This is a genomic window from Variovorax sp. N23 (genome assembly GCF_025486315.1).
Taxonomy (GTDB): Bacteria; Pseudomonadota; Gammaproteobacteria; order Burkholderiales; family Burkholderiaceae_C; genus Variovorax.
In genome coordinates, this window is record NZ_JAOOPY010000010.1 from 106106 (window position 1) to 127867 (window position 21762).

At 70.5% G+C, this 21762-nt stretch carries 24 protein-coding genes; 13 read left to right on the forward strand and 11 right to left on the reverse strand.

Annotated features, from left to right (window positions below):
• Positions 1 to 16 precede the first annotated feature (16 nt).
• Positions 17 to 397 (forward strand): hypothetical protein, encoded by a 381-nt coding sequence (locus N8A90_RS16230; protein ID WP_262076004.1) that lies wholly within the window; start codon positions 17 to 19, stop codon positions 395 to 397.
• A 33-nt stretch (positions 398 to 430) separates the two neighbouring features.
• On the opposite strand, the gene N8A90_RS16235 is transcribed toward N8A90_RS16230, so the two are convergent.
• Positions 431 to 1354 carry an IclR family transcriptional regulator gene (locus N8A90_RS16235; RefSeq protein WP_262076005.1) on the reverse strand — a complete coding sequence of 308 codons (924 nt, stop codon included), beginning with the start codon at positions 1352 to 1354 and terminating at the stop codon, positions 431 to 433.
• Between the two features lie 137 nt (positions 1355 to 1491).
• On the opposite strand from N8A90_RS16235, the gene hmgA reads away from it, so the two are divergent.
• From hmgA to fahA, 3 genes are all read left to right on the forward strand, one after another.
• Entirely contained in the window at positions 1492 to 2805 is a 1314-nt protein-coding gene (gene hmgA / locus N8A90_RS16240) for a homogentisate 1,2-dioxygenase (protein ID WP_262076006.1), read from the forward strand.
• Between the two features lie 88 nt (positions 2806 to 2893).
• A complete protein-coding gene (locus N8A90_RS16245; protein ID WP_262076007.1) occupies positions 2894 to 3880 on the forward strand; it encodes a Bug family tripartite tricarboxylate transporter substrate binding protein in 987 nt (328 codons plus the stop codon).
• Positions 3881 to 4020: 140 nt separating this feature from the next.
• Positions 4021 to 5292 (forward strand): fumarylacetoacetase, encoded by a 1272-nt coding sequence (fahA, locus tag N8A90_RS16250; RefSeq protein ID WP_262076008.1) that lies wholly within the window; start codon positions 4021 to 4023, stop codon positions 5290 to 5292.
• Between the two features lie 3 nt (positions 5293 to 5295).
• On the opposite strand, the gene N8A90_RS16255 is transcribed toward fahA, so the two are convergent.
• Together N8A90_RS16255 and N8A90_RS16260 are read right to left on the reverse strand one after the other, a co-directional pair.
• The gene (locus N8A90_RS16255) at positions 5296 to 5769 is read right to left on the reverse strand and encodes an acyl-CoA thioesterase (RefSeq protein WP_262076009.1); all 474 of its coding nucleotides are present in this window, start codon (positions 5767 to 5769) and stop codon (positions 5296 to 5298) included.
• 77 nt (positions 5770 to 5846) lie between these two features.
• Entirely contained in the window at positions 5847 to 6743 is an 897-nt protein-coding gene (locus N8A90_RS16260; RefSeq protein WP_262076010.1) for a LysR family transcriptional regulator, read from the reverse strand.
• Between the two features lie 155 nt (positions 6744 to 6898).
• Between N8A90_RS16260 and gtdA the strand changes: the two genes are divergently transcribed.
• The 9 genes from gtdA to N8A90_RS16305 all read left to right on the forward strand — a co-directional run bounded on the left by gtdA (position 6899) and on the right by N8A90_RS16305 (position 16432).
• Positions 6899 to 7969, forward strand: coding sequence for a gentisate 1,2-dioxygenase (gene gtdA, locus N8A90_RS16265; RefSeq protein WP_262076011.1), 1071 nt, complete (start codon positions 6899 to 6901; stop codon positions 7967 to 7969).
• A gap of 66 nt (positions 7970 to 8035) precedes the next feature.
• Positions 8036 to 8740, forward strand: a complete 705-nt coding sequence (locus N8A90_RS16270; protein ID WP_262076012.1) for a fumarylacetoacetate hydrolase family protein — start codon at positions 8036 to 8038, stop codon at positions 8738 to 8740.
• Between the two features lie 25 nt (positions 8741 to 8765).
• A complete protein-coding gene (locus tag N8A90_RS16275; protein WP_262076013.1) occupies positions 8766 to 10037 on the forward strand; it encodes a 3-hydroxybenzoate 6-monooxygenase in 1272 nt (423 codons plus the stop codon).
• 102 nt (positions 10038 to 10139) lie between these two features.
• Complete coding sequence (locus N8A90_RS16280) at positions 10140 to 11132, forward strand: Bug family tripartite tricarboxylate transporter substrate binding protein (RefSeq protein ID WP_262076014.1); 993 nt, start codon at positions 10140 to 10142, stop codon at positions 11130 to 11132.
• A 26-nt stretch (positions 11133 to 11158) separates the two neighbouring features.
• Positions 11159 to 12124 (forward strand): Bug family tripartite tricarboxylate transporter substrate binding protein, encoded by a 966-nt coding sequence (locus N8A90_RS16285; RefSeq protein WP_410087692.1) that lies wholly within the window; start codon positions 11159 to 11161, stop codon positions 12122 to 12124.
• A complete protein-coding gene (locus N8A90_RS16290) occupies positions 12121 to 13470 on the forward strand; it encodes an FAD-dependent oxidoreductase (protein WP_262076016.1) in 1350 nt (449 codons plus the stop codon). The genes N8A90_RS16285 and N8A90_RS16290 overlap by 4 nt, the downstream gene beginning before the upstream one ends.
• A 103-nt stretch (positions 13471 to 13573) precedes the next feature.
• Complete coding sequence (locus N8A90_RS16295) at positions 13574 to 14467, forward strand: acyl-CoA thioesterase (RefSeq protein WP_262076017.1); 894 nt, start codon at positions 13574 to 13576, stop codon at positions 14465 to 14467.
• Positions 14464 to 15591: an NADH:flavin oxidoreductase/NADH oxidase gene (locus tag N8A90_RS16300; protein ID WP_262076018.1), complete on the forward strand. Its 1128-nt coding sequence runs from the start codon at positions 14464 to 14466 to the stop codon at positions 15589 to 15591. Before N8A90_RS16295 ends, N8A90_RS16300 begins: the two co-directional genes overlap by 4 nt.
• A gap of 28 nt (positions 15592 to 15619) precedes the next feature.
• On the forward strand, positions 15620 to 16432 hold the full coding sequence (locus N8A90_RS16305; protein ID WP_262076019.1) for a PPK2 family polyphosphate kinase: 813 nt from the start codon (positions 15620 to 15622) through the stop codon (positions 16430 to 16432).
• Here N8A90_RS16305 and N8A90_RS16310 read toward each other — a convergent pair.
• From N8A90_RS16310 to N8A90_RS16345, 8 genes are all read right to left on the reverse strand, one after another.
• Complete coding sequence (locus N8A90_RS16310; protein WP_262076020.1) at positions 16410 to 17114, reverse strand: DUF599 domain-containing protein; 705 nt, start codon at positions 17112 to 17114, stop codon at positions 16410 to 16412. The genes N8A90_RS16305 and N8A90_RS16310 overlap by 23 nt on opposite strands.
• Before the next feature lie 9 nt (positions 17115 to 17123).
• Positions 17124 to 17561: a DUF6691 family protein gene (locus N8A90_RS16315; protein ID WP_262076021.1), complete on the reverse strand. Its 438-nt coding sequence runs from the start codon at positions 17559 to 17561 to the stop codon at positions 17124 to 17126.
• A 13-nt stretch (positions 17562 to 17574) separates the two neighbouring features.
• Positions 17575 to 18009 carry a YeeE/YedE family protein gene (locus tag N8A90_RS16320; RefSeq protein WP_262076022.1) on the reverse strand — a complete coding sequence of 145 codons (435 nt, stop codon included), beginning with the start codon at positions 18007 to 18009 and terminating at the stop codon, positions 17575 to 17577.
• A gap of 2 nt (positions 18010 to 18011) precedes the next feature.
• Complete coding sequence (locus N8A90_RS16325; protein WP_262076023.1) at positions 18012 to 18332, reverse strand: ArsR/SmtB family transcription factor; 321 nt, start codon at positions 18330 to 18332, stop codon at positions 18012 to 18014.
• A gap of 109 nt (positions 18333 to 18441) precedes the next feature.
• Entirely contained in the window at positions 18442 to 19152 is a 711-nt protein-coding gene (locus N8A90_RS16330; protein WP_262076024.1) for an ABC transporter ATP-binding protein, read from the reverse strand.
• Entirely contained in the window at positions 19149 to 19904 is a 756-nt protein-coding gene (locus N8A90_RS16335) for an ABC transporter ATP-binding protein (RefSeq protein ID WP_262076025.1), read from the reverse strand. The genes N8A90_RS16330 and N8A90_RS16335 overlap by 4 nt, the downstream gene beginning before the upstream one ends.
• Entirely contained in the window at positions 19901 to 20842 is a 942-nt protein-coding gene (locus tag N8A90_RS16340; protein ID WP_262076026.1) for a branched-chain amino acid ABC transporter permease, read from the reverse strand. Before N8A90_RS16340 ends, N8A90_RS16335 begins: the two co-directional genes overlap by 4 nt.
• Positions 20839 to 21759, reverse strand: coding sequence for a branched-chain amino acid ABC transporter permease (locus N8A90_RS16345; RefSeq protein ID WP_262076027.1), 921 nt, complete (start codon positions 21757 to 21759; stop codon positions 20839 to 20841). Before N8A90_RS16345 ends, N8A90_RS16340 begins: the two co-directional genes overlap by 4 nt.
• Positions 21760 to 21762: the final 3 nt, after the last annotated feature.

Here is a 21762-nt window from a genome sequence, read left to right on the forward strand (position 1 = left end):
TTCCAAGGAGTCTTTCATGACGTTGCGTTCCCTTTTTCTCGCCGCATCCCTTGTCGTCACCACCGGCACGGCCCTCGCGCATGGCGACGAACACGCCCACACGCCGCTGCACGGCGGCGTGGTGACCGAGGTCAAGGACATGGACTACGAACTGGTCGCCAAGCCGGGTGTGGTGCAGCTGTACCTGCGCGACCACGGCAAACCGACCGACGTGGCCAAGGCCAGCGCCAGGCTCACGCTGCTGGCCGGCACCGACAAGCAGGACGTCGAACTCCAGCCGTCCGGCGACAGGCTCGAGGCCACCGGCAGCTTCAAGACTGCAGCCGGCACCAAGGCGGTGGTGGTGGTGCGGATCGACGGCAAGCCGGCGTCGACCGCGCGCTTCACGCTGCGCTGATCGGTCCCTGTCGCATGCCGCCGCGTGAGCTGCCTAATCTTCGGCGTCGTCCGGCATGTTCGAAGGCCCTTGCGATGCGTGCGCCGCGTTCTTGTGGCCCGCGGGCTCGGCCCGCACAGGCGTGCCCAGCCGATCGGACACTTGCCGCGCGCAGCGCACGAGCGCCGTCGCCACCGACCCGGCCCAGCGGGTGTCGAAGATGCCCGACGGGCCGATCGCCGTCACGGCCAGCACGATGGCGCCGGTGTGGTCGAACACCGGTGCGGCCATGGCGCTCACGCCGGGGATCACCTCGTTCTCCGACCGGCTCGCGCCGTGCGCGCGCACCTCGTCGAGCTGGGCCTCGAACGCGCTCCAGGACGGCAGCGGCTGCACCGGGGGCAGGCCGGCGGGTGCGGGCGCATCGGCCTTGCGCTGCTTCTCGCGGCGGCGTTCGTCCTCGAGCATCTGGCGCACCTCGGCCGGCGGCAGGTAGGCCGCAAAGAGCCGGCCCGATGCGGTGCGGGTCAGCGAGAAGACGGTGCCGTGCCGCAGGCTCACATGCACGGGCGAGGGCGCTTCGGCGATATGCACCATGGTCGCGCCGCGCGCGCCCCACACGGCCAGGCCGACGGTCTGGCCGATCTGCTCGGCCAGCGGCGCCATGAGCGGCGTGGCGATGTGCACCGGGTCGGCCTGCTGCAGGCCGATCAACCCCAATTGCAGGGCGAGCGGCCCGAGCCGATAGTGGCCGCTGGCGCCGTCCTGCTCGATCAGGCCGAGCCGGCCGAAGCTGACCATGTACGGGTGCGCCTTGGCGGCTGTCATGTCGGCCTCGCGCGCCAGATCCTTCAGCGCCATCGGACGGCCGTGGTGCACCAGCGCCCGTAGCAGCTGGCCGCCGACCTCGATGCTCTGGATGCCGCGCTGGGCGGGGCTTTCGCGCGTGCTGACGCTGCTTTTGCTGCTGCTGGCCATCCGGTCCCGTTTCTTGCCGTGGGTCGTTCGTGAAGGAGGAACCGATTAGACATGAACCCACGCCGGCATTACACTCCGCGAATTCGCTAAAAGCGAACGCATTTGGATTAGACGAACTTCCTGATGGAGACAAGACGATGAGCACCACGCCCCCCGACACCGCCCTGCGCTACCAGCACGGCTTCGGCAACGAGTACGCGAGCGAGGCCGTGCCCGGCGCGCTGCCGCAGGGCCGCAACAGCCCGCAGCGCGCGCCCTTCGACCTGTACCCCGAGCTGATCTCGGGCACCGCCTTCACCGCGCCGCGCCACACCAACCGCCGCACCTGGCTGTACCGGCGCCAGCCTTCGGTGGTGGCGGGTCGCTACCAGCCCTACGCGCAGCCGCTGTGGGCGACCGGTGCCGACCGCGAGATGGCGGTGGCGCCCGAGCCGCTGCGCTGGCATCCCATTCCCTTCGACGCGGCCACCGCGACCGCCGACTTCGTCGACGGCATGCACACGCTGGCCGCCAACGGCGATGCCGAGGCACAGGCCGGCGTGGCCGCGCACATGTACCTGGCCGGCCGCTCGATGGAGCGCCGCGCCTTCGTCAACGCCGACGGCGAGATGCTGCTGGTGCCGCAGCAGGGCCGGCTGGTCATCACCACCGAGATGGGCGTGCTCGACGTGAAGCCGGGCGAGATCGCGCTGCTGCCGCGCGGCGTGGCCTTCAAGGTCGCCTTGCCCGATGGCGTGTCGCGCGGCTACGTCTGCGAGAACTACGGCGCGCAGTTCCGCCTGCCCGAACTCGGCCCCATCGGCTCCAACGGCCTGGCGAACCCACGCGACTTCCAGGCGCCGGTGGCGGCGTATGAAGAAGCCGAAGGCGCCTACGAGGTGGTCAAGAAATTCGGCGGCCGCTTCTGGCGCGCGCCGATGAAGCAGTCGCCCTTCAACGTGGTGGCGTGGCACGGCAACCTGGCGCCGGTGAAGTACGACACGGTCAACTTCATGACCATCGGCTCGATCAGCTTCGACCACCCGGACCCGTCGATCTTCACCGTGCTCACCTCGCCGAGCGACACGCCCGGCACGGCCAACTGCGACTTCGTGATCTTCCCGCCGCGCTGGCTGGTGATGGAAGACACCTTCCGCCCGCCCTGGTACCACCGCAACCTCATGAGCGAGTTCATGGGCCTGGTGTACGGCGAATACGACGCCAAGCCCGGCGGCTTCAAGCCCGGTGGCGCCAGCCTGCACAACCCGATGGTGCCGCACGGCCCGGACGAGGAAGCCTTCGACAAGGCCAGCCACGCTTCGCTCGCGCCGCAGAAGCTCGACCACACGCTGGCCTTCATGTTCGAGAGCCGCCTGCGCTTCGTGCCGACGCCGTTCGCGATGCAGAGCCCGGCGCTGGACGAGGACTACGCGGACTGCTGGGCCGGCCTCGAAGACCAGTTCAAGCGTTGAGAGGCCGACGGCCGCGAAGCGCGGCGCGTGCAAGGTTTGCCGCGCGCCGCAACAATGGATGCCTTTCCAACAACAACGACGCAGAGACATGACCTTCGCCTCTTCCCGCCGCGCGAGCTTCGCCGCGCTCGTCGCCACCGCCTGGATCGGCGTGCCCTTCGCCGCCGCGCAGGCCGCCGACTACCCCGCCAAGCCGATCCGCTTCATCGTGCCGTACACCGCCGGCGGCACCACCGACCTGGTGGCGCGCACGGTGGGCCAGAAGGTGTCCGAGAAGCTCGGCCAGCCGGTCATCATCGAGAACCGCGGCGGTGCCGGCGGCAACATCGGCATGGACGTGGTGGCCAAGGCCGCGCCCGACGGCTACACCATCGGCTTCGGCGCCATCTCGACCAATGCGCTCAACCCGCACATCTACAAGTCGATGGCCTTCGACCCGCGCAAGGACTTCACCGCCATCAGCCTGCTGGGCACCTCGACCATCGTGCTCGAAGTGCCGACGACCTCGCCCATCAAGAGCGTGGCCGACCTGATCGCCGCAGCGAAGAAGGCGCCCGGCCTGCCCTACGCCACCGCGGGCGCCGGCACCTCGATGAACCTGGCCGGCGTGATGTTCGCGCAAATGACCGGCACCGAACTCACGCACGTCGCCTACAAGGGCAGCGGCCCGGCCATCAACGACATGCTGGGCAACACCGTCGGCGTGATGTTCGACAACCTGCCCGCGTCGCTGCCGCACATCCAGGCGGGCAAGCTGCGCGCGCTGGCGGTGGCCGGCCCGGCGCGATCGCCGTCGCTGCCCGACGTGCCGACCATCGCCGAGACGGGCCTGAAGGGCTACGCGCTCGACCCGTGGTTCGGCGTGTACGGCCCGGCCCATCTGCCGGCCCCGATCGTCAAGGCGTTGAACGACGCCTTCACCGAGGCGCTCGCCCTGCCCGACGTGAAGGACAAGCTCACGCAGGCCGGCTTCACGCCGCGCGGCTCGTCGGCCGAGGCGCTGGCGAAGCTCACGCAATCCGAATACCAACGCCTCGGTGATGTCGCCAAGAAGGCCGGCATGTCCGCGGATTAGATGTTGCTCGCCCCCAGGCTTGCCCACTTCGTGTGGCCGCCCACCCCCTACCGGGGGCAACACCAGCGGCCCGGCAAAGCCGGTTCCGCGGTGTTCCTGGAAAAGAGAGCAACGCGCACGAACACCTTGAAGGATCTTTGATGACACTCGACGCCACCCACGACCCGAAGCTGCGCAGCTGGGTCGAATCCGCCAATGCCGCGGGCTCCGACTTCCCCATCCAGAACCTGCCCTTCGGCCGCTTTCGGCCGGCCGGCACCGACGAGCCCTTCCGCATCGGCGTGGCCATCGGCGACCAGGTGCTCGACCTCAAGGCGGCGAAGGTGGTCGACCATGCCGACATGAACCTCTTGATGGCAGCGACGCCCGCGGAGCGCGCGGCGCTGCGCACGGCGCTGTCCGAAGGCCTGCAGGAAGGCAGCCCGAAGCAGGGCGAGTGGGAGATCGCGCTCTACGCGCAGGCGGCCATCGAGATGGCGCTGCCCTGCCGCATCGGCGACTACACCGACTTCTACACCGGCATCCACCACGCGACCACCGTCGGCAAGCTGTTCCGCCCCGACCAGCCGCTGATGCCCAACTACAAGTGGGTGCCCATCGGCTACCACGGCCGTGCGTCCTCCATCGGCGTGAGCGGGCAGCGCTTCAAGCGCCCGCAGGGCCAGACCAAGGCGCCCGATGCGGCCGAGCCGAGCTTCGGCCCGTCGAAGCGGCTCGACTACGAGCTCGAACTCGGCTTCCTCATCGGCCGCGGCAACGCGCTGGGCGCGCCCATCGCCATCGCCGATGCCGAGCAGCACCTGTTCGGCGTGACGCTGCTCAACGACTGGTCGGCGCGCGACCTGCAGGCCTGGGAATACCAGCCGCTCGGCCCCTTCCTGGCGAAGAACTTCGCGTCGACGCTGTCGCCCTGGATCGTCACGATGGAAGCGCTCGCGCCCTTTCGCGCGAAGTTCGAGCGCCCCGCGGGCGACCCGCAGCCCATGCCGTACCTCGACTCGCCCGCCAACCGCGCCAGCGGCGCGCTGGCCATCACGCTCGAGGTCTGGCTGCAGACCGCCAAGATGCGTGAAGCCGGCGAGCCCGCCACGCGCCTGACGCGCGGCAACACCACGCAGGCGGCCTACTGGACGGCGGCGCAGCTCGTCACCCACCACACGGTGAATGGCTGCAACCTGCAGCCCGGCGACCTGCTGGGCTCGGGCACGCTGTCGGGGCCGACCCTGGAAGAAGCCGGCTCGCTGCTGGAGATCACCCTGGGCGGCAAGCAGCCGATGACGCTGCCCAACGGCGAGACGCGCACCTTCCTGGAAGACGGCGACACGCTGACGCTGCGCGGCTACTGCGAGCGCGACGGCGCGGTGCGCATCGGGCTGGGCGAGGTGAGCGGCACGGTGCTGCCGGCGGCTTGATCCTCAGTTGTCGGTGGGGGCGGGCGCCGGCGCCGAAGCGCCCGCCGCCCGGCTCGCGTCAAGGTGGGCGCGCGCGCGCTCGGCCAGCGCCATCTCGCCCGGCGTGGCCGGTGTGAAGCTGTCGACCGGCAGCGGCTGGCCGTGCGAATCGACCGAGACGAAGACGATCAGGCATTCGGTCGTCTTGTGCATGCCGCCGCCCTTCATGTCGCCGCTGCGCACTTCGACCGAGATATTCATGCTGGTGCGGCCGGTGTAGACCAGGCGCGCTTCCACTTCCACCAGGTCGCCGATCATGATCGGCCGGTGGAAGCGGATGCTGCCGATGAACACCGTCACGCAGTAGCGCTTGGACCAGCTCGTGGCGCAGGCATAGCCCGCTTCGTCGATCCACTTCATGACGGTGCCGCCATGGACCTTGCCGCCGAAGTTGACGGTGCTGGGTTCGGCCAGGAAGCGCAGGGTGATGGAAGACATGGCGGATTTTCGTGGGGGCGGTGGGAGCGGATTATGTGCGGGCGCAGCATCCCGCGCTCGCGGCTGTCCGGTCCGGGTCAGCCGCCCCCGAAGAGCTGCGCCACCGTGCGCCGCAGCCATGCATTGCCCGCCTCGGCGTGGAAGCGCTCGTGCCAGTGCTGCTTGACGGCGTAGGCGGGCAGGGCGAAGGGCAGTTCCATCAGGCGCACCGGTTCCTGCGTCGACAGCACCTCGCCGAGCACGCGCGGCACGGTGACGATCAGCTCGGTGTGCGCCACGATGCGCGCGACGCTCAGAAAGCTCGACAGCCGCGCCACCACATGGCGCTGCACGTCCAGCCGTGCGAGCGTCTTGTCGACGATCGCGTGGCCGGTGCCCGACGACGAGATCACCGCGTGCGCCTCGGCCTCGAAGCGCTTCTTCGTCAGGCGCGCGCCGATGCGCGGGTGGCTCTGCGCGACCAGGCAGACGAAGTTCTGCATGAACAGCGTCTGCTGGTAGAAGCCGGCGTCGAGCTGCGGCATGAAGCCCACCGCCAGGTCGACCTCGCCGTTCTCCAGCCGCCGGCCGCTCTCGGTCGAGACGATCTCCGTCTCCAGCTGCACGCCCGGCGCCACGCGGCGCAGGTGGTCGAGCAGGCCCGGCAGCAGCACGACCTCGCTGATGTCCGTCATGCAGATGCGGAAGCTGCGCTGTGCGCGCGCGGGGTCGAAGGCCGCATGGCTGCCGCGCGCGGCTTCCAGTTGCGACAGCGCCTCGCGCAGGTGCGGGCGGATGCGCTCCGCATGCGGCGTCGGCTGCATGCCGCGCGCGGTGCGCGTGAACAGGCGATCGTCGAAGTGCGCGCGCAGCTTGTTGAGCATGGTGCTGGCCGCCGCCTGCGCCAGCCCCAGCCGGTCGGCCGCCTTCGACACGCTGCCGGTCTGGTAGACCGCATCGAACACGGCGATCCAGTCGAGATCGAGCTTGGCCATGGTGCAACTCCGGAGGTGGCGGGGCCACCATTATCGAAAAAAGCGATATCGGGTATTGGCGGGCGGGCTTGATTCCATAGTGGGGCGCGGCGAACAATGGCGCACCGAGGCCCGACAGATGGCCGTGCTGCCCCATCCCTGCAGGAGACAAGCCCATGAACACCGCCACCCTGCGCGCCGCGCCGCCACAGGCCGACGAACGCCGCGCCTACTACGAACGCATCCGGCCGCTGCACCTCACCCCCTTGTGGGAATCGCTCCACGCGCTGGTGCCGCGCGAGCCGCAGACGCCGTGCGTGCCGGCGCTCTGGCGCTACGACGACATCCGGCCGCTGCTGATGGAATCGGCCGAACTCATCACCGCCGACGAGGCCGTGCGCCGCGTGCTGGTGCTGGAGAACCCGGCCATCCCCGGCCGCTCGTCCATCACGCAGTCGCTCTACGCGGGGTTGCAGCTCATCATGCCGGGCGAGGTGGCGCCGTCGCACCGCCATGTGCAGTCGGCGCTGCGCTTCATCGTCGACGGCAAGGGCGCCTACACCACGGTCGGCGGCGAGCGCACGACGATGCACCCCGGCGACTTCATCATCACGCCCTCGTGGGCCTGGCACGACCACGGCAACGAGGGCATCGAAGGTGTCAGCGAGCCGGTGGTGTGGCTTGACGGCCTCGACATCCCGATGGTGCGCTTCTTCGACGCCGGCTTCGCCGAGAACGCCGAGGCCAAGGTGCAGCACGTCGCGCGGCCCGAAGGCCACAGCCTGGCGCGCTTCGGCCACAACATGGTGCCGGTGCGGCACGACCATACGTCGGCCACCTCGCCGATCTTCAATTACCCCTACGTGCGCAGCCGCGAGTCCCTGGCGCAGCTGCAGATGCAGGAAGCGCCCGACGCCTGGCTGGGCCACAAGCTGCGCTACATCAACCCGCTGACCGGCGGCTCGCCGATGCCGACCATCGGGACGAACCTGCAGCTCCTGCCGCGCGGCTTCGCGGGCAAGACGCACCGCATGACCGATGGCGCGGTCTACAGCGTGGTCGAAGGCCGCGGCCATGCCGACATCGGCGGCCAGCGCTTCGACTTCGGCCCGCGCGACACCTTCGTCGTGCCCTCGTGGGCGCCGTTGAAGCTGGTGGCGTCCGACGACGTGGTGCTGTTCAGCTTTTCCGACCGCCCCGTGCAGCAGGCCATGGGCGTGCTGCGCGAAGCCTTCCTCGAAGACTGAGCCCGCACGGCTCGGCCTCTGCTTTTCATTCCGACCATTTCGCCGCCGCGAGCGGCAGGAGCACCCATGTCCTTCGTCGTCACCCCGCCCGCCGTCGTCGGCCTGCCCATCGTCGGCAGCGACGATCTTTTTCCCGTGCGCCGCGTCTACTGTGTCGGCCGCAACTACGCAGCGCATGCCCGCGAGATGGGCTTCGACCCGGAGCGCGAGCCGCCCTTCTTCTTCTGCAAGCCCAACGACGATGCGTCGGTGGTGCCGGTGGCCGAAGGCGCGACGGCCACGCTGCCCTACCCGCCGCTGACGAAGAACTACCACTACGAGGCCGAGCTGGTCGTCGCCATCGGCCAGGGCGGCCGCGACATCGCGCAGGCCGATGCCGCCGCGCACATCTTCGGCTATGCGGTGGGCCTGGACATGACGCGGCGCGACCTGCAGATCGCCGCTCGCGAGAAGGGCCGGCCGTGGGAAGTGGGCAAGGCCTTCGACTTCTCCGCGCCCATCGCGCCGATCGTGCGCCGCGCCGATGCGGCCGGCGTCGACAGCGCGGGCATCGTGCTCGAGGTCGACGGCACGGTGCGCCAGCAGGCCACCATCGCCCACCTGATCTGGTCGGTCGACGAGGTCATCGCGAACCTCTCGACGCTCTTCACGCTGCAGCCGGGCGACCTGATCTTCACCGGCACGCCCGAGGGCGTGGGCGCGGTGCAGCGCGGCCAGGCCATGGTGGTGCGCATCGACGGGCTGCCGTCGCTGTCGGTCCGCATCGAATGACCGGCCCGGTTCCAGGAGCGCCACGATGAATGCATCCCCCATGAACAACGACACGCCCCGCGTCCTGCTGATCGGCGGCGGCATCGGCGGCATGGCCGCGGCCCTGTCGCTGGCACGGCTCGGCCTCTCGGTCGAGCTGCTGGAGCAGAGCAGCCACATCGGCGAGATCGGTGCCGGCCTGCAGCTCGGCCCCAACGCCTTCGCCGCGCTCGATGCGCTGGGCGTGGGCGAGGCCGTGCGCAGCGGCTCGGTCTTCACCGACCGGCTGGTGATGATGGACGCCGTCGACTGCGGCGAGATCGCCTCGGTGCCGGTGGGCGAAGCCTTCCGCGCGCGCTTTCGCAACCCGTACGCGGTGAGCCACCGCGCCGACCTGCACGGCGCGCTGTTCGACGCGGTGCAGCGGCAGCCACTGATCCGCGTGCACACCGGCGCGCAGGTCGACGTGCTCGAACTCGGCGGTGCGCGCGTGCAGGCGCACACGCGCGACGGGCGGCACTTCGGCGCTGACGCGGTGGTCGGCTGCGACGGCGTGAAGTCGATCGTGCGCGCGCAGCTCATCGGCGATGCGCCGCGCGTGTCCGGCCACGTGGTGTACCGCGCGGTGGTGCCGGCCGAGGACATGCCGGCCGACCTGCGCTGGAACGCGCCGGTGGTGTGGGCCGGCCCCAACTGCCACCTGGTGCACTACCCGCTGCGCCATGGCGAGCTGTACAACCTGGTCGTGACCTTCCACAGCCGCGACCAGGAAGTGTGGGGCGTGAGCGAGGGCAGCCAGGCCGAGGTGCTGTCGTACTTCGACGGCGTGCATGCGCGCCCGCGCCAGCTGCTCGACCGGCCGAGCAGCTGGCGCCGCTGGAGCACCGCCGACCGCGACCCGGTCGCGAACTGGAGCGAGGGGAACGCGACGCTGCTGGGCGACGCCGCGCATCCCATGATGCAGTACCTCGCGCAGGGCGCCTGCATGGCGCTGGAAGACGCGGTGACGCTCGGCGCCGCGGTGCGGGCCTGCCGCAGGGAAGACGGCCGTTTCGACCTGCCCGCCGCCTTTCGGCTCTATGCCTCGGCCCGCGTGCCGCGCACCGCGCGCGTCGTGCTGTCGGTGCGCGAGATGGGCCGGCTCTACCACGCGAAGGGTGTCGAGCGCCTGGTGCGCAACAGCCTGTGGGTCGGCCGCACGCCCGAGCGTTTCTACGACGCGGTCGAGTGGCTCTACGCCTGGCGGCCGGAGCGCTGCCTCGACGATGCGGACCCGGCCCTGCGGCCGTCGGCACGCGACTTGCACGCGGCGCACTGACCATTCGGGCGCCTCGCGCCGATGTCCGGACACACGGGCACGGCATGATCGCGCCCTGCGGCCATCACGACAAAACCAATACCAACCACCCGGAGACAAACCATGCCATCGATCCCCCGACTGTTCGCCGCAGCCGCCACGGCCACCGCCCTGCTGGCGGGTGCCGGCGCGCACGCGCAGCCCGCCGCCGCCGACTTCCCCAGCAAGCCGGTGACGCTGGTCACGCCCTTCGCCGCGGGCAGCGGCCCCGACGCGGTGCTGCGCCTGGTCTCGGACAAGCTGTCGCGCCTGTGGAACCAGCGCGTGGTGATCGACAACAAGCCCGGCGGCGGCGGCTTCATCGCCATCGAGCAGGCGCGCCGCGCGGCGCCCGACGGCTACACCCTGCTGCAGCTCGACAGCGAGCACATCGCCGCGCTGCCGCACCTGTACAAGTCGCGCCACTTCGTGACGCTGCAGCACTTCGACCCGGTGGCCTCGCTGTTCCGAACGCCCTTCTTCGTGGCCGTGGGCGCCGACTCCAAGTACAAGACCATGAGCGACCTGATCGCCGATGCCAAGGCGCATCCGGGCCAGATCAGCTACGGCTCCTGGGGCGTGGGCAGCCCGGGCCACCTCGGCGGGCAGCAGCTCGACGCGCTGACCGGCACGCGCATGCAGCACGTGCCCTACCGCGAGGTGTCGCAGCTGTTCGCCAACGTGGGCACGGGCGAGGTGCCGTGGAGCTTCGCGAGCATTCCGTCGAGCCAGGGCATCTACAAGGCCGGCAAGCTGCGCTACATCGCGGTCGCGGCGGCCAAGCGCGTTCCGCAGATGCCCGACGTGCCCACCATGGCCGAGGCCGGTGGGCCGCCCTCGCTCGAAGTGAATTCCTTCGTCTCACTGCTCGCGCCGAAGGGCGTGCCGGCCGCCATCAAGGCGAAAATCAACGCCGATGTCGCGAAGGTCATCGCCGATCCGGAGATCCGTGCGCGCTTCGACACCTTTGCCTTCGAGCCCCTGGCCTGGTCGCCGGAAGAGATCGAACGCCAAGCCGAAGCGAAGTCGAAGGTCTACGGCGAACTGGTGCGCATCGGCAACATCAGCCTCGAATAGTCGTCCATTTGAAGAAAGTGAATTCCATGCGTCGCTCCCTTCTCGTTCTCGCCCTGGGCGCCGCCACGGCACTGCCCCTGGCCGCGTCGGCACAGGGTGCCGCATGGCCCACCAAGCCGATCCGCCTGCTGGTCGGCTTCCCCGGCGGGTCGACGCCCGACATCGCGGCGCGCGCCATCGCCGAGCCGCTGTCGCGCGCATTGGGCCAGCCGGTGGTGGTGGACAACCGGGCCGGCGCATCGGGCAACATCGCGGCCGACCTCGTGGCCAAGGCGAGCGACGACCACACGATCGGGATCGTCATCAACGGCAACCTCACCTCGTCGAAGATGCTGTACCCGAAGCTGCCCTACGACCCGGCCAAGGACTTCGCCTACCTCTCGCTCATCGCCACGGCGCCGCTCGTGCTGGTCGCGCAGAACAGCCTGCCCAGCGGCACCGCCTTCTTCGATGCCGCGCGCAAGGCGGGCGACACCTGGAGCTACGGCTCGGTCGGCGTGGGCTCGGTCGGCCACCTCGGCACCGAGCTGCTCAAGAGCAAGGTGCCCGGCATGAAGGCCGTGCACGTGCCCTACCAGGGCAACCCGCAGGTCGTGACCGACCTGATCGGCAACCAGATCCAGTTCGCCCTCATCCCGCCGGGCATCGCGCTGCCGCAGATCCGTGCGGGCAAGCTCAAGGCCATCGGCCTGACCAGCGGCCGCAGCCTGCTGGCCCCCGAGATTCCGCCGCTGGCCGATGCCGGCGTGAAGGACCTCGCCCTCGAGGTGTGGGTCGCGCTGCTCGGCCCGGCGAAGCTCTCGACGGTCGCGCAGGCGCGCATCACGAAGGAACTGGCGGTGATCATGAAGGCGCCGGAGGTGCGCCAGAAGCTCTTCGAGCAGGGCTGGCAGGCGGTCGGCACCTCGCCCGAGGGCATGCAGCTGCGCGTGAAGGAAGAGGCGGCCATCATGAGCCGCATCATCCAGTCGCAAGGCATCAAGCTGCAATGAGCGCCGCACCGATGCAGGAGCCGGCGCGCGAACTGCCGGTGTACGGCGACTACGACGTCGTGGTGGTCGGCGGCGGGCCGGCCGGCCTGGCCGCGGCGGTGAGCGCCGCACGCCACGGCGCGCGCACGCTGCTGGTCGAGCGCTACGGCTTCCTCGGCGGCATGGGCACCGCCGGCGGCGTGACCAACTTTGCCGGCCTGTACGGCAAGCGCCTCGGCGAGATGACACAGTTGGTGCACGGCGTGGCCGACGACCTGCTCGCGCGCATGGACGCCATGGGCGGCCTGAACAAACCGCAGGACGGCATGCAGGGCCGCATCCGCGTGCGCTCCTACGACACCTCGGTCTACAAGTGCGCGGCCGACCAGCTGCTGCTCGATGCGGGCGTCGAGCTGCTGTTCCATGCCTACGCTGCTGCCGTGCTGATGGACGGCGCGCGCATCGCCGCGCTGGTGGTCGAGACCAAGTCCGGCCGCCAGGCGATCCGCGCCAACGCCTTCGTCGACGGCAGCGGCGACGCCGACGTGGCCGCCTTCGCCGGCGTGCCCTTCGAGGTGGGCGACGGCCACGGAAGCGGCCTGTTCCCGACCACGATGTTCCGCATCGGCCAGGTCGACGCGCCGCGCGCGCTGGCCGCGGTGGGCGAGTTCAAGGCCATCAACGACGTGATGAACGCGGTGCGCGAGCGCAGCCCCGACGCCTACCGCTTCCCGCGCGACGGCGCCATCCTGCGGCCCAACATCGACCCGCGCGAATGGCGCGCCAACGTCACGCAGATCCGCAATGCGCAGGGCACCGCGATGAACGGCGTCGACGCACGCGAGCTGAGCGACGGCGAACTCGAGGGCCGCCGCCAGATCGCCGAGTACTTCCGCTTCCTGCGGGCCGAGGTGCCCGGCTTCGAGCAGTCGGCCATCGTCGAGATCGCGCCGCAGGTGGGCCTGCGCGAGACGCGCCGCATCGAGGGCGTCTATGCGCTGACCGGCGAGGACATCCTCTCGTCGGCGAAATTCGACGACGTGATCGGCCTCAACGGCTGGCCGATGGAGATGCACGCCGACGGCCGCATCCAGTGGGCCTTTCCGCGCGACGATGCCAACACCTACAACCACCTGCCCTGGCGCATGCTGGTGCCCAGGACGGTCGACAACCTGCTGGTGGCCGGCCGCTGCGCCGCCATGACGCACGAGGGCCAGTCGGCCGCGCGCGCGAGCGGCGGCTGCTTCGTGATGGGGCAGGCCGCGGGCACGGCCGCGGCGGCGCTGGGGGCTGGCCGCTTCGCGGACATCGACACCGTGGCATTGCAGAAGACGTTGGCGGCGGACGGCGCCGACCTCGATCGCTGAGCCCGGCGCGGGCCAGGCGCCGCTGCTGCCGACGTCCTGGCGTCAGCGCGGCGCCGCCGCCTTTGCTATCGTGCAAGGCTCTTCGCCTTCTCCTGCCCGCACGATGACCGAACCCGCCACCGCCGCCCGTCTCGTCGACGACCTCGTCGACCTCATGCAACTCGAGCCGCTGGGCGACGACCGCTTCCGCGCGCAGAGCGAAGACCTGGGCACGCCTGCCGTGTTCGGCGGGCAGGTGCTCGGCCAGTCGCTGATGGCCGCCAGCCGCACGGTGGCGCCCGACCGGCCGGTGCATTCGATGCATGCCTACTTCCTGCTGCCGGGCGAGCACGCGCCGATCGAATACACCGTCGACCGGGTGCGCGACGGCCGCAGCTTCACCACACGCCACGTGGTGGCGCGCCAGGGCGACCGCATCATCTTCGAGATGTCGGCCTCGTTCCAGACGGTGGACCCGGGCGTCGAGCACCAGCTGCCGATGCCCGCCGTGCCCGGCCCCGAGGGGCTCAAGAGCGACCTGCAGCGGCGCATCGACCTCGGCGACCGCCTGCCCGAGCGCGCACGCATCAAGGGCGTGCAGCCGCACGGCATCGAGTTCCGCGCCGTCGAGGCCGACGACCTGCTGGCGCCGGCGCGGCGCGCGGCCACGCGCTCGATCTGGATGCGTACGGTCGCGCCGCTGCCGGACGACCCGCTCATCCACCGCGCGCTGCTGGCCTACGCGTCCGACCACGGCCTGCTCGGCGCGGCCCTGCTGCCGCATGGCCTGAGCTACATGCAGCCCGGCGTGCGCATGGCGAGCCTCGACCACGCGATGTGGTTCCACCGCGATTTCCGCCTGGACGACTGGCTGCTCTACCAGCTCGACTCGCCCAGCGCCAGCGGCGCGCGCGGGCTCGCGCGCGGCAGCGTCTACACGCGCGACGGACAACTCGTCGCATCGACCGCGCAGGAAGGCATGGTGCGCGCCCGCAACCCAGACCCAAGGACGTCATGAGCTCGCCCCTCTCCCCATTGCTCTTCTCCCCGCTGCAGGTCGGCGCCCTGACGCTGCCCAACCGCATCGTGATCGCCCCGATGTGCCAGTACTCGGCCGAGGACGGCTGCATGACCGACTGGCATCTGATCCATCTCGGCCAGCTCGCGCTGTCGGGCGCGGGCCTGCTGATCATCGAGGCCACGGCGGTCGAGGCCATCGGCCGCATCACGCCGAAGGACGTGGGCCTGTACGACGACGCGACCGAGGCCGCGATGGCGCGCGTGCTGAAGGCGGTGCGCCGCCACTCGCGCATGCCCATCGCGATCCAGCTCGGCCACGCCGGGCGCAAGGCGTCGAGCCACATCCCGTGGGAAGGCGGCCAGGCGCTCGGGCCGGACGAGGGCGCATGGCAGACGGTGTCGGCGTCGGCCCTGCCGCATGCTGCCGGCGAGCCGGCTCCGCTGGCGCTCGACGCCGCCGGCCTGGCGCGCGTGAAGGCGGCCTTCGTGCAGGCCGCGAAGCGCGCGCAGGCGCTGGGCCTGGACGCCATCGAGCTGCACGGCGCGCATGGCTACCTGCTGCATCAGTTCCTCTCGCCGCTGTCCAACCAGCGCACCGACGGCTACGGCGGTTCGCTCGAAAACCGCATGCGCTTCCCGCTCGAGGTGGCCGAGGCGGTGCGTGCCGCGGTGCCGGCGTCGATGCCGGTGGGCATGCGCCTCTCGGCCACCGACTGGGTCGAGGGCGGCTGGGACATCGAGGGCAGCGTCGCCTTCTCGAAGGCACTCGCGGCGCGCGGCTGCGACTTCGTGCATGTGTCGTCGGGCGGCGTCTCGCCGCAGCAGAAGATCCCGCTGTCGCCGGGCTACCAGGTGCCGCTGGCCGAGCGCATCAAGGCCGAGGTCGACGTGCCGGTCTTCGCGGTCGGCCTCATCACCGAACCGAAGCAGGCCGAGGCCGTGATCGCCGCGGGCCAGGCCGATGCGGTGGCCATCGCGCGCGCCGCGCTGTTCGAGCCGCACTGGCCGTGGCGCGCCGCCGCCGAGCTGGGCGCGCAGGTCGAGGCGCCGCCGCAGTACTGGCGCTCGCAGCCGCGCGAGCTCAAGGCCCTGTTCGGCGACACGCGCATCGGCGCACGCTGATTCACTTCAAGCACCCGGGGAGACGACCATGACCAGCTTCAAGAAGTACCGTGTCGGCGCCAAGGTGCGCCTGGCCGACATCGACCCGGGCGACGTGCGTTTCCTGAAGGACTGCGGGAACGAGGGCGAGCAGCGGGTGCGGCTCGATGCGCTCGCGGAGACGCTCGACGAGCTGCAGAACCTGCTGCACGCCGAAGGCCGGCGCAAGCTCCTGCTGGTGCTGCAGGGCATGGACACCAGCGGCAAGGACGGCACCATCCGCTGGGTGTTCTCGCGCACCTCGCCGCTGGGCGTGCGCGTGGCGGCCTTCAAGGCGCCCTCGCTCGACGAACTGGCCCACGACTTTCTGTGGCGCTGCCATGCGGTGGTGCCGCGCAGCGGCGAGATCTCGGTGTGGAACCGCAGCCACTACGAAGACGTGCTGGTGCCGGTGGTCGAAGGCTGGATCGACAAGGCCGCGACGCAGCGTCGCTATGCGCACATCAACGACTTCGAGCGCCTGCTGACCGAGACCGGCACGGTGGTGCTCAAGTGCATGCTGCACATCGGCGCCGACGAGCAGCGCGAGCGCCTGCAGGCGCGCATCGACGAACCCGCGAAGAACTGGAAGTTCAGCATGGGCGACCTCGACGCCCGCAAGAAGTGGGGCCTCTACCAGCGCGCCTATGCGCTGGCGCTCGAGGCCACGTCGACCGACGCGGCGCCCTGGTACGTGGTCCCCGCGAACAACAAGACGCACCGCAACCTCATGATCGCGCAGCTGCTGGTCAAGACGCTCAAGGACATGAAGCTCAGCGTGCCGCCGGCCGACCCGGCGCTCAAGGGGCTGGTGGTTCGCTGACGCCGGGCGGGGCGGCCCGCGTGGCCGTCAATCGCTCCGCGCTGCCGAAGCGGTCGAAGCCCGCCAGGACCAGCACCACCACGACGGCCGTCGCCGGCCCGGCCAGCGGATGGACGATGCCGGCCAGCACCGGCGTGATCAGGACCAGGTGGCGCAGGCCCCAGCTGTAGAGAATGCCGGCGCGCCGGACGTAGACCCGGCCGGCATCGTTCCAGCGCCGACGCGCGTCGGAGCCGACCGGCATGGCGCTCACGAAGCCGGCGTGGTTGTAGTAGCGCACCGCCATCACCGACAGCACGAGGGACGCGAACAGTTGCGCCATCAGCAGCAGCTCGAGCATGAAGCGCGGGGTGATCTGTGCGGCGCTGGACGCCGGGTCGAGGGCCGAGTGCAGCGACGGCGCGGCCAGCGTCGCCGTGCCCATCAGGGCCAGTGCCGCCGTCGATGCGGTCATCGTGGCCGACATCAGCGAATTGCGCAGCGTCTGCACGGCGAGGATCTCCGACCCCGGGTGGGCGGACACGGCCGTGAACCAGTCCTCCCGCAGCACGGCATGCCCGTTGCGCGCCAGCGCGGCCGATGGCTCGCCGTGCCGGCGGTGGCCCCACGCCAGGGCCGATTCGTAGACGCCCAGCAGGCCCATCGTGGCCCATGCGGCGACCCAGCTGACGGTGCTCGACATGGGTCGATCTCAGCCGGCGAGCGCCAGCGCCGCGCGGCGGCGCCGCTCGAGCAGCTCGAAGACGAGCATGCCGGCCAGCATGGCGGCCACGAAGACCAGCGCCTGCGTCTTGCCCATGCCGAGCGCGACCAGCGCGGGGCCGGGGCAGAACCCGGCGATGCCCCAGCCGATGCCGAAGAGAACGCTGCCGCCGACCAGACGCCGGTCGATCTGGCGCAGCGTCGGCAGGCGCATCGGCGCGCCGATCAGCGACAGCTTGCGCCGGCGGGCCAGCGCGAAGGCCGGCAGGCCGACGGCGATCGCGCCGCCCATGACCAGGGCCAGCGAGGGGTCCCAGGCGCCAGCGAGGTCGAGGAAGCCGAGCACCTTGGCGGGATCGGCCATGCCCGAGAGGATCAGGCCGAAGCCGAAGACCAGGCCAGCCAGCAAAGAGGTCAGGATCTGCATGGGGATGCGCCTTTCAGAAGTTGAACACGTGCCGTGTCACGAACACCGTCGCGAAGCCCGCGCCCATGAAGGCCAGCGTTGCCGCCAGCGAGCGCGGCGACAGGCGCGACAGCCCGCAGACGCCGTGGCCGCTGGTGCAGCCCGCGCCGTAGCGCGTGCCCACGCCGACCAGCAGGCCGGCCAACACCAGCGCGCCGGTGCCCGCGTCGATGCGCGGCACCGGCAGGGCGCCGAACAGCCGGTAGGCCAGCGGCGCGGCGACCAGGCCCGCCACGAAGACGACGCGCCAGGCCGTGTCGCCGCGAGTCGGGTTCAGCAGCCCGCCCAGCACCCCGCTGATGCCGGCGATGCGGCCGTTGAGCAGCACGAACATCGCCGCCGCGAGGCCGATGAGTGCACCGCCGGCCAGCGCGGACAGGGGCGTGAAGTTCTGCCAGTCGATCGTCATGGTCATTCCTTTGGACAGTAGAGGCGGTAGAGCAGCGTGATGATCTCGAGGATGGCCGGGTCGGCCACGCTGTAGAAGATGTTCTTGCCTTCGCGGCGCGTCTGCACCACGCCGTCGCCGCGCAGCACGCCCAGTTGCTGCGACAGGGTGGGCTGGTGGATGCCCAGCGTCTGCTCCAGGTCGCTCACGCACATCTCGCCTTGCGAGAGCTGGCACAGCAGCAGCAGACGCTCGGGGTTGGCCAGCAGCTTGAGCACGCCGACGGCCTGGCCGGCGGCGCCGCGGAGCAATTCGGGATCGATGACGGTGGGGGTCGTTGACATGGGTGCTTTCAAATTCGATTTCGATATTATGTTGAAAAATATAATATTAGTCAATCGATTGAAATCGCTTCGCCCGGCGGCGCCGCAGGAACCGCAACGGGGCGGAGCCTCAGACGCCCAGGTAGCGCGTCCAGAGACCGCGGTCGGCGTCGAGCGCGGCGGAGTCGCCCTGCCACACCGCGCGGCCGCGTTCGAGGATGAGGTGCCGGTCGGCCAGCGGCAGCAGGCGCTGCACGTACTTGTCGACCACCAGGATCGCCTCGCCCTCGGCCTTCAGCGTGGCCAGGCAGCGCCAGATCTCTTCGCGGATCAGGGGCGCCAGGCCCTCGGTCGCCTCGTCGAGGATCAGCAGCTTCGGGTGCGTCGACAGCGCACGCGCGATGGCCAGCATCTGCTGCTCGCCGCCCGAGAGCTGGTTGCCCGCGTTGGCCTTGCGTTCGCCCAGGCGCGGGAACAGGCCGTAGAGCGCATCGACCGTCCAGCGCGGCGCCTGCCCGGCCCGGGGCCGCGCGAAGGCGCGCAGGTGCTCGTCGACGCTCAGGTTCGGGAACACGTGCCGGCCCTCGGGCACGATGGCCACCCCGCGGCGGCCGATGGCGTCGGGCCGCGTGCCGCCGATCTCGGCGCCCTCGAAACGCACGCTGCCGCGCATCGGCTTGAGCGTGCCGGTCAGCACCTTCAGCAGCGTGCTCTTGCCCATGCCGTTGCGCCCGAGCAGCGCCATCACTTCGCCGGGCTTCACGTCGATGTCGACGCCGAACAGCACCTGGCTCGCGCCGTAGCCGGCCTCGATGCCGGTCGCTTCGAGCAGCTTGCTCATGAATGTCCCTCTGCTTCGGTGCCCAGGTACACGGCCTGCACGTCGGGGTGGCCGCGCACCTCGTCGGCGGTACCGGTCATCAGGACCTTGCCCTGCACCAGCACGGTCAGGCGGTCGGCCAGGCGGAACACCGCGTCCATGTCGTGTTCGATCAGCAGGATCGCCATCTCGTTGCGCAGCGATTCGATCAGCGCCACCATGCGCGCCGACTCGTCCGGCCCCATGCCGGCCATCGGCTCGTCGAGCAGCAGCAGCTTCGGATTCGCGGCCAGGGCCAGCGCCACGTCGAGCGCGCGCTGCGCGCCGTGCGGCAGCGTGCCCGCGATGCGGTGGCGCTCGCTCGCCAGGCCCACGCGCTCGGCCAGGGCTTCTGCCTTGGAAACCAGTTCGCTTTCGTTCGCGCGCGGCGCCATGAAGCGCAGGCTGCTGCCCGCATGCGCCTGCACCGCGAGCATCAGGTTGTCGTGCACCGTCTCCTTCGCGAAGACGCGCGTCACCTGGAAGCAGCGCGACAGGCCGGCGCCCACGCGCTGGTGGTCCTTCAGCGGCGTGATGTCGTGCTCGCCGAGCCAGATGCGGCCGGCGTCGGCCTTGAGCAGGCCGGAGATCAGGTTGACCAGCGTGGTCTTGCCGGCGCCGTTGGGGCCGATGAGCGCATGCACCTCGCCGGCGTCGACCGTGAGGTTCACGTGGTCGGTCGCCAGCAGGCCGCCGAAGCGCTTGACCAGTCCTTCGATGCGGAACAGGCTCATGCCGTCACCGCCTTCTTCTTGCGCGACAGCGCCGCGAGACCCTTGGGCGCCCACAGTGCGACCGCAATCAGCAGCAGCCCCAGCGGCAGATGCCAGTACTCGCTGTACTGCTTGAGCACCTCTTCGAGCAGCAGCCACACGGCCGCACCCACCGGCCCGCCCCAGCTGCGGCCCAGGCCGCCGATGACGACCATCACCACCAGCGTGGCCGATTGCGTCCAGTGCATCGCACCCGGGCTGATGAAGCCGTTGCCGCCGGCCAGCAGCGCGCCGGCCAGGCCCGCCACCGCACCGGCGATGGCGAAGGCCACCAGCTGGATGCGGAACACCGGGTAGCCCAGGGCGCGCATGCGCGTCTCGTTGTCGCGGATGCCCCTCAGCGCATGGCCGAAGCGCGAGCGCGTGGCGCGGTGCATCCAGCCCAGCGCCAGCGCCACCAGCACCAGCACCACCCAGTAGAAGGCCGACTCGTTGCCCAGGTCGAAGCCCAGGCCCAGTTCGGGCCGTGCCGGCAGCGTGTAGCCGTCGTCGCCGCCGTATTTGCGCAGCGACACGGCGATGAAGTACAGCATCTGCGCGAAGGCCAGCGTGGTCATGATGAAGTACACGCCGCGGGTGCGCAGGGCCACCGTGCCGATCAACGCGGCGACGAGGCCGGCGACCAGCGCGGCCATCGGCCACAGGACCCAGGCCGAGGTCACGCCGGCATCGGCGAAGGCGACCACCGTGTAGGCACCGACACCGATGAAGCCCGCGTGCCCCAGCGCCACCATGCCGCCGAAGCCGAGGATGAAGTTGAGGCTGGCCGCGGCCAGCGCCATGATCAGCACGCGCCGCACGAAGCCGATGTAGAACTCCATGCCCAGGAGCGGCGCGACCAGCGGGAAGGCGGCCAGTGCGACGAGCGGCACCAGCGGAAGAACGAAGCGTGCTTTCATGCGCGGGCGGAAAAGAGGCCCGAGGGCCGGAAGATCAACACCACCACCATCAGCGCGTACATCGCGACTTCGGCGAAGAGCGGGCCGAGGTCGGCCGCGGTGGCTGGCGGCAGCGTGGCGCGCAGCAGCATCGGCAGGAAGGCGCGGCCGATGGTGTCGACCAGGCCCACCAGCAGCGCGGCCACGAAGGCGCCGCGCACCGAGCCGATGCCGCCGATGACCAGCACCACCAGCGCGGGAATCAGGATCTGCTCGCCCATGCCGACCTGCACCGCGACGATCGGCCCCATCAGCGCACCGGCCAGCGCGGCCAGCGCCGCACCCAGCAGGAACACGCCGTTGAAGATGCGGCCCACGTGCACGCCCATCAGCTCGGCCATCGGCCGGTCCGACGCACCCGCGCGCACCCGCATGCCGATGCGCGTGTGGTTCACCAGCAGGTAGAGCGCCAGCGCGACCAGCACGCCCGCGCCGAGGATGACCAGGCGGTAGGCCGGGTAGGGCAGGCCGTCGATGATCTCGATCGGGCCGCTCAGCGCAGCGGGCGTGGGCGCCATCACCGGCGACGGGCCCCAGATCATCTTGACGACGTCGTCGGCCACCAGGATCACGCCGAAGGTCGCCAGCACCTGCGCGAGGTGATCGCGCTTGTAGAGCTGGCGCATCAGCAGCACTTCGAGCAGCGCCGCGACGACGACGGTGACGAGCACCGCCAACAAGATTGCCGCGACGAAGGAGCCGCTCTGCTGGTGCGCCTGCGCCGCCACGTACGCGCCCGACATGAACAGCGAGCCATGCGCCAGGTTCAGCACGTCCATGATGCCGAACACCAGCGTCAGACCCGCGGCCAGCAGGAACAGCATCAGGCCGAAGCCGAGGCCGTTGAGCAACTGCTCAAGAAAAAGAATACCGGTCATGAA

Excerpts from the sequence above, each read along its gene's own strand:
- N8A90_RS16230 (WP_262076004.1), top strand. The coding sequence starts at position 17 with ATGACGTTGCGTTCCCTTTTTCTCGCCGCATCCCTTGTCGTCACCACC.
- N8A90_RS16235 (WP_262076005.1), bottom strand. The coding sequence starts at position 1,354 with ATGGCCAGCAGCAGCAAAAGCAGCGTCAGCACGCGCGAAAGCCCCGCC.
- hmgA (WP_262076006.1), top strand. The coding sequence starts at position 1,492 with ATGAGCACCACGCCCCCCGACACCGCCCTGCGCTACCAGCACGGCTTC.
- N8A90_RS16245 (WP_262076007.1), top strand. The coding sequence starts at position 2,894 with ATGACCTTCGCCTCTTCCCGCCGCGCGAGCTTCGCCGCGCTCGTCGCC.
- fahA (WP_262076008.1), top strand. The coding sequence starts at position 4,021 with ATGACACTCGACGCCACCCACGACCCGAAGCTGCGCAGCTGGGTCGAA.
- N8A90_RS16255 (WP_262076009.1), bottom strand. The coding sequence starts at position 5,769 with ATGTCTTCCATCACCCTGCGCTTCCTGGCCGAACCCAGCACCGTCAAC.
- N8A90_RS16260 (WP_262076010.1), bottom strand. The coding sequence starts at position 6,743 with ATGGCCAAGCTCGATCTCGACTGGATCGCCGTGTTCGATGCGGTCTAC.
- gtdA (WP_262076011.1), top strand. The coding sequence starts at position 6,899 with ATGAACACCGCCACCCTGCGCGCCGCGCCGCCACAGGCCGACGAACGC.
- N8A90_RS16270 (WP_262076012.1), top strand. The coding sequence starts at position 8,036 with ATGTCCTTCGTCGTCACCCCGCCCGCCGTCGTCGGCCTGCCCATCGTC.
- N8A90_RS16275 (WP_262076013.1), top strand. The coding sequence starts at position 8,766 with ATGAATGCATCCCCCATGAACAACGACACGCCCCGCGTCCTGCTGATC.
- N8A90_RS16280 (WP_262076014.1), top strand. The coding sequence starts at position 10,140 with ATGCCATCGATCCCCCGACTGTTCGCCGCAGCCGCCACGGCCACCGCC.
- N8A90_RS16285 (WP_410087692.1), top strand. The coding sequence starts at position 11,159 with ATGCGTCGCTCCCTTCTCGTTCTCGCCCTGGGCGCCGCCACGGCACTG.
- N8A90_RS16290 (WP_262076016.1), top strand. The coding sequence starts at position 12,121 with ATGAGCGCCGCACCGATGCAGGAGCCGGCGCGCGAACTGCCGGTGTAC.
- N8A90_RS16295 (WP_262076017.1), top strand. The coding sequence starts at position 13,574 with ATGACCGAACCCGCCACCGCCGCCCGTCTCGTCGACGACCTCGTCGAC.
- N8A90_RS16300 (WP_262076018.1), top strand. The coding sequence starts at position 14,464 with ATGAGCTCGCCCCTCTCCCCATTGCTCTTCTCCCCGCTGCAGGTCGGC.
- N8A90_RS16305 (WP_262076019.1), top strand. The coding sequence starts at position 15,620 with ATGACCAGCTTCAAGAAGTACCGTGTCGGCGCCAAGGTGCGCCTGGCC.
- N8A90_RS16310 (WP_262076020.1), bottom strand. The coding sequence starts at position 17,114 with ATGTCGAGCACCGTCAGCTGGGTCGCCGCATGGGCCACGATGGGCCTG.
- N8A90_RS16315 (WP_262076021.1), bottom strand. The coding sequence starts at position 17,561 with ATGCAGATCCTGACCTCTTTGCTGGCTGGCCTGGTCTTCGGCTTCGGC.
- N8A90_RS16320 (WP_262076022.1), bottom strand. The coding sequence starts at position 18,009 with ATGACGATCGACTGGCAGAACTTCACGCCCCTGTCCGCGCTGGCCGGC.
- N8A90_RS16325 (WP_262076023.1), bottom strand. The coding sequence starts at position 18,332 with ATGTCAACGACCCCCACCGTCATCGATCCCGAATTGCTCCGCGGCGCC.
- N8A90_RS16330 (WP_262076024.1), bottom strand. The coding sequence starts at position 19,152 with ATGAGCAAGCTGCTCGAAGCGACCGGCATCGAGGCCGGCTACGGCGCG.
- N8A90_RS16335 (WP_262076025.1), bottom strand. The coding sequence starts at position 19,904 with ATGAGCCTGTTCCGCATCGAAGGACTGGTCAAGCGCTTCGGCGGCCTG.
- N8A90_RS16340 (WP_262076026.1), bottom strand. The coding sequence starts at position 20,842 with ATGAAAGCACGCTTCGTTCTTCCGCTGGTGCCGCTCGTCGCACTGGCC.
- N8A90_RS16345 (WP_262076027.1), bottom strand. The coding sequence starts at position 21,759 with ATGACCGGTATTCTTTTTCTTGAGCAGTTGCTCAACGGCCTCGGCTTC.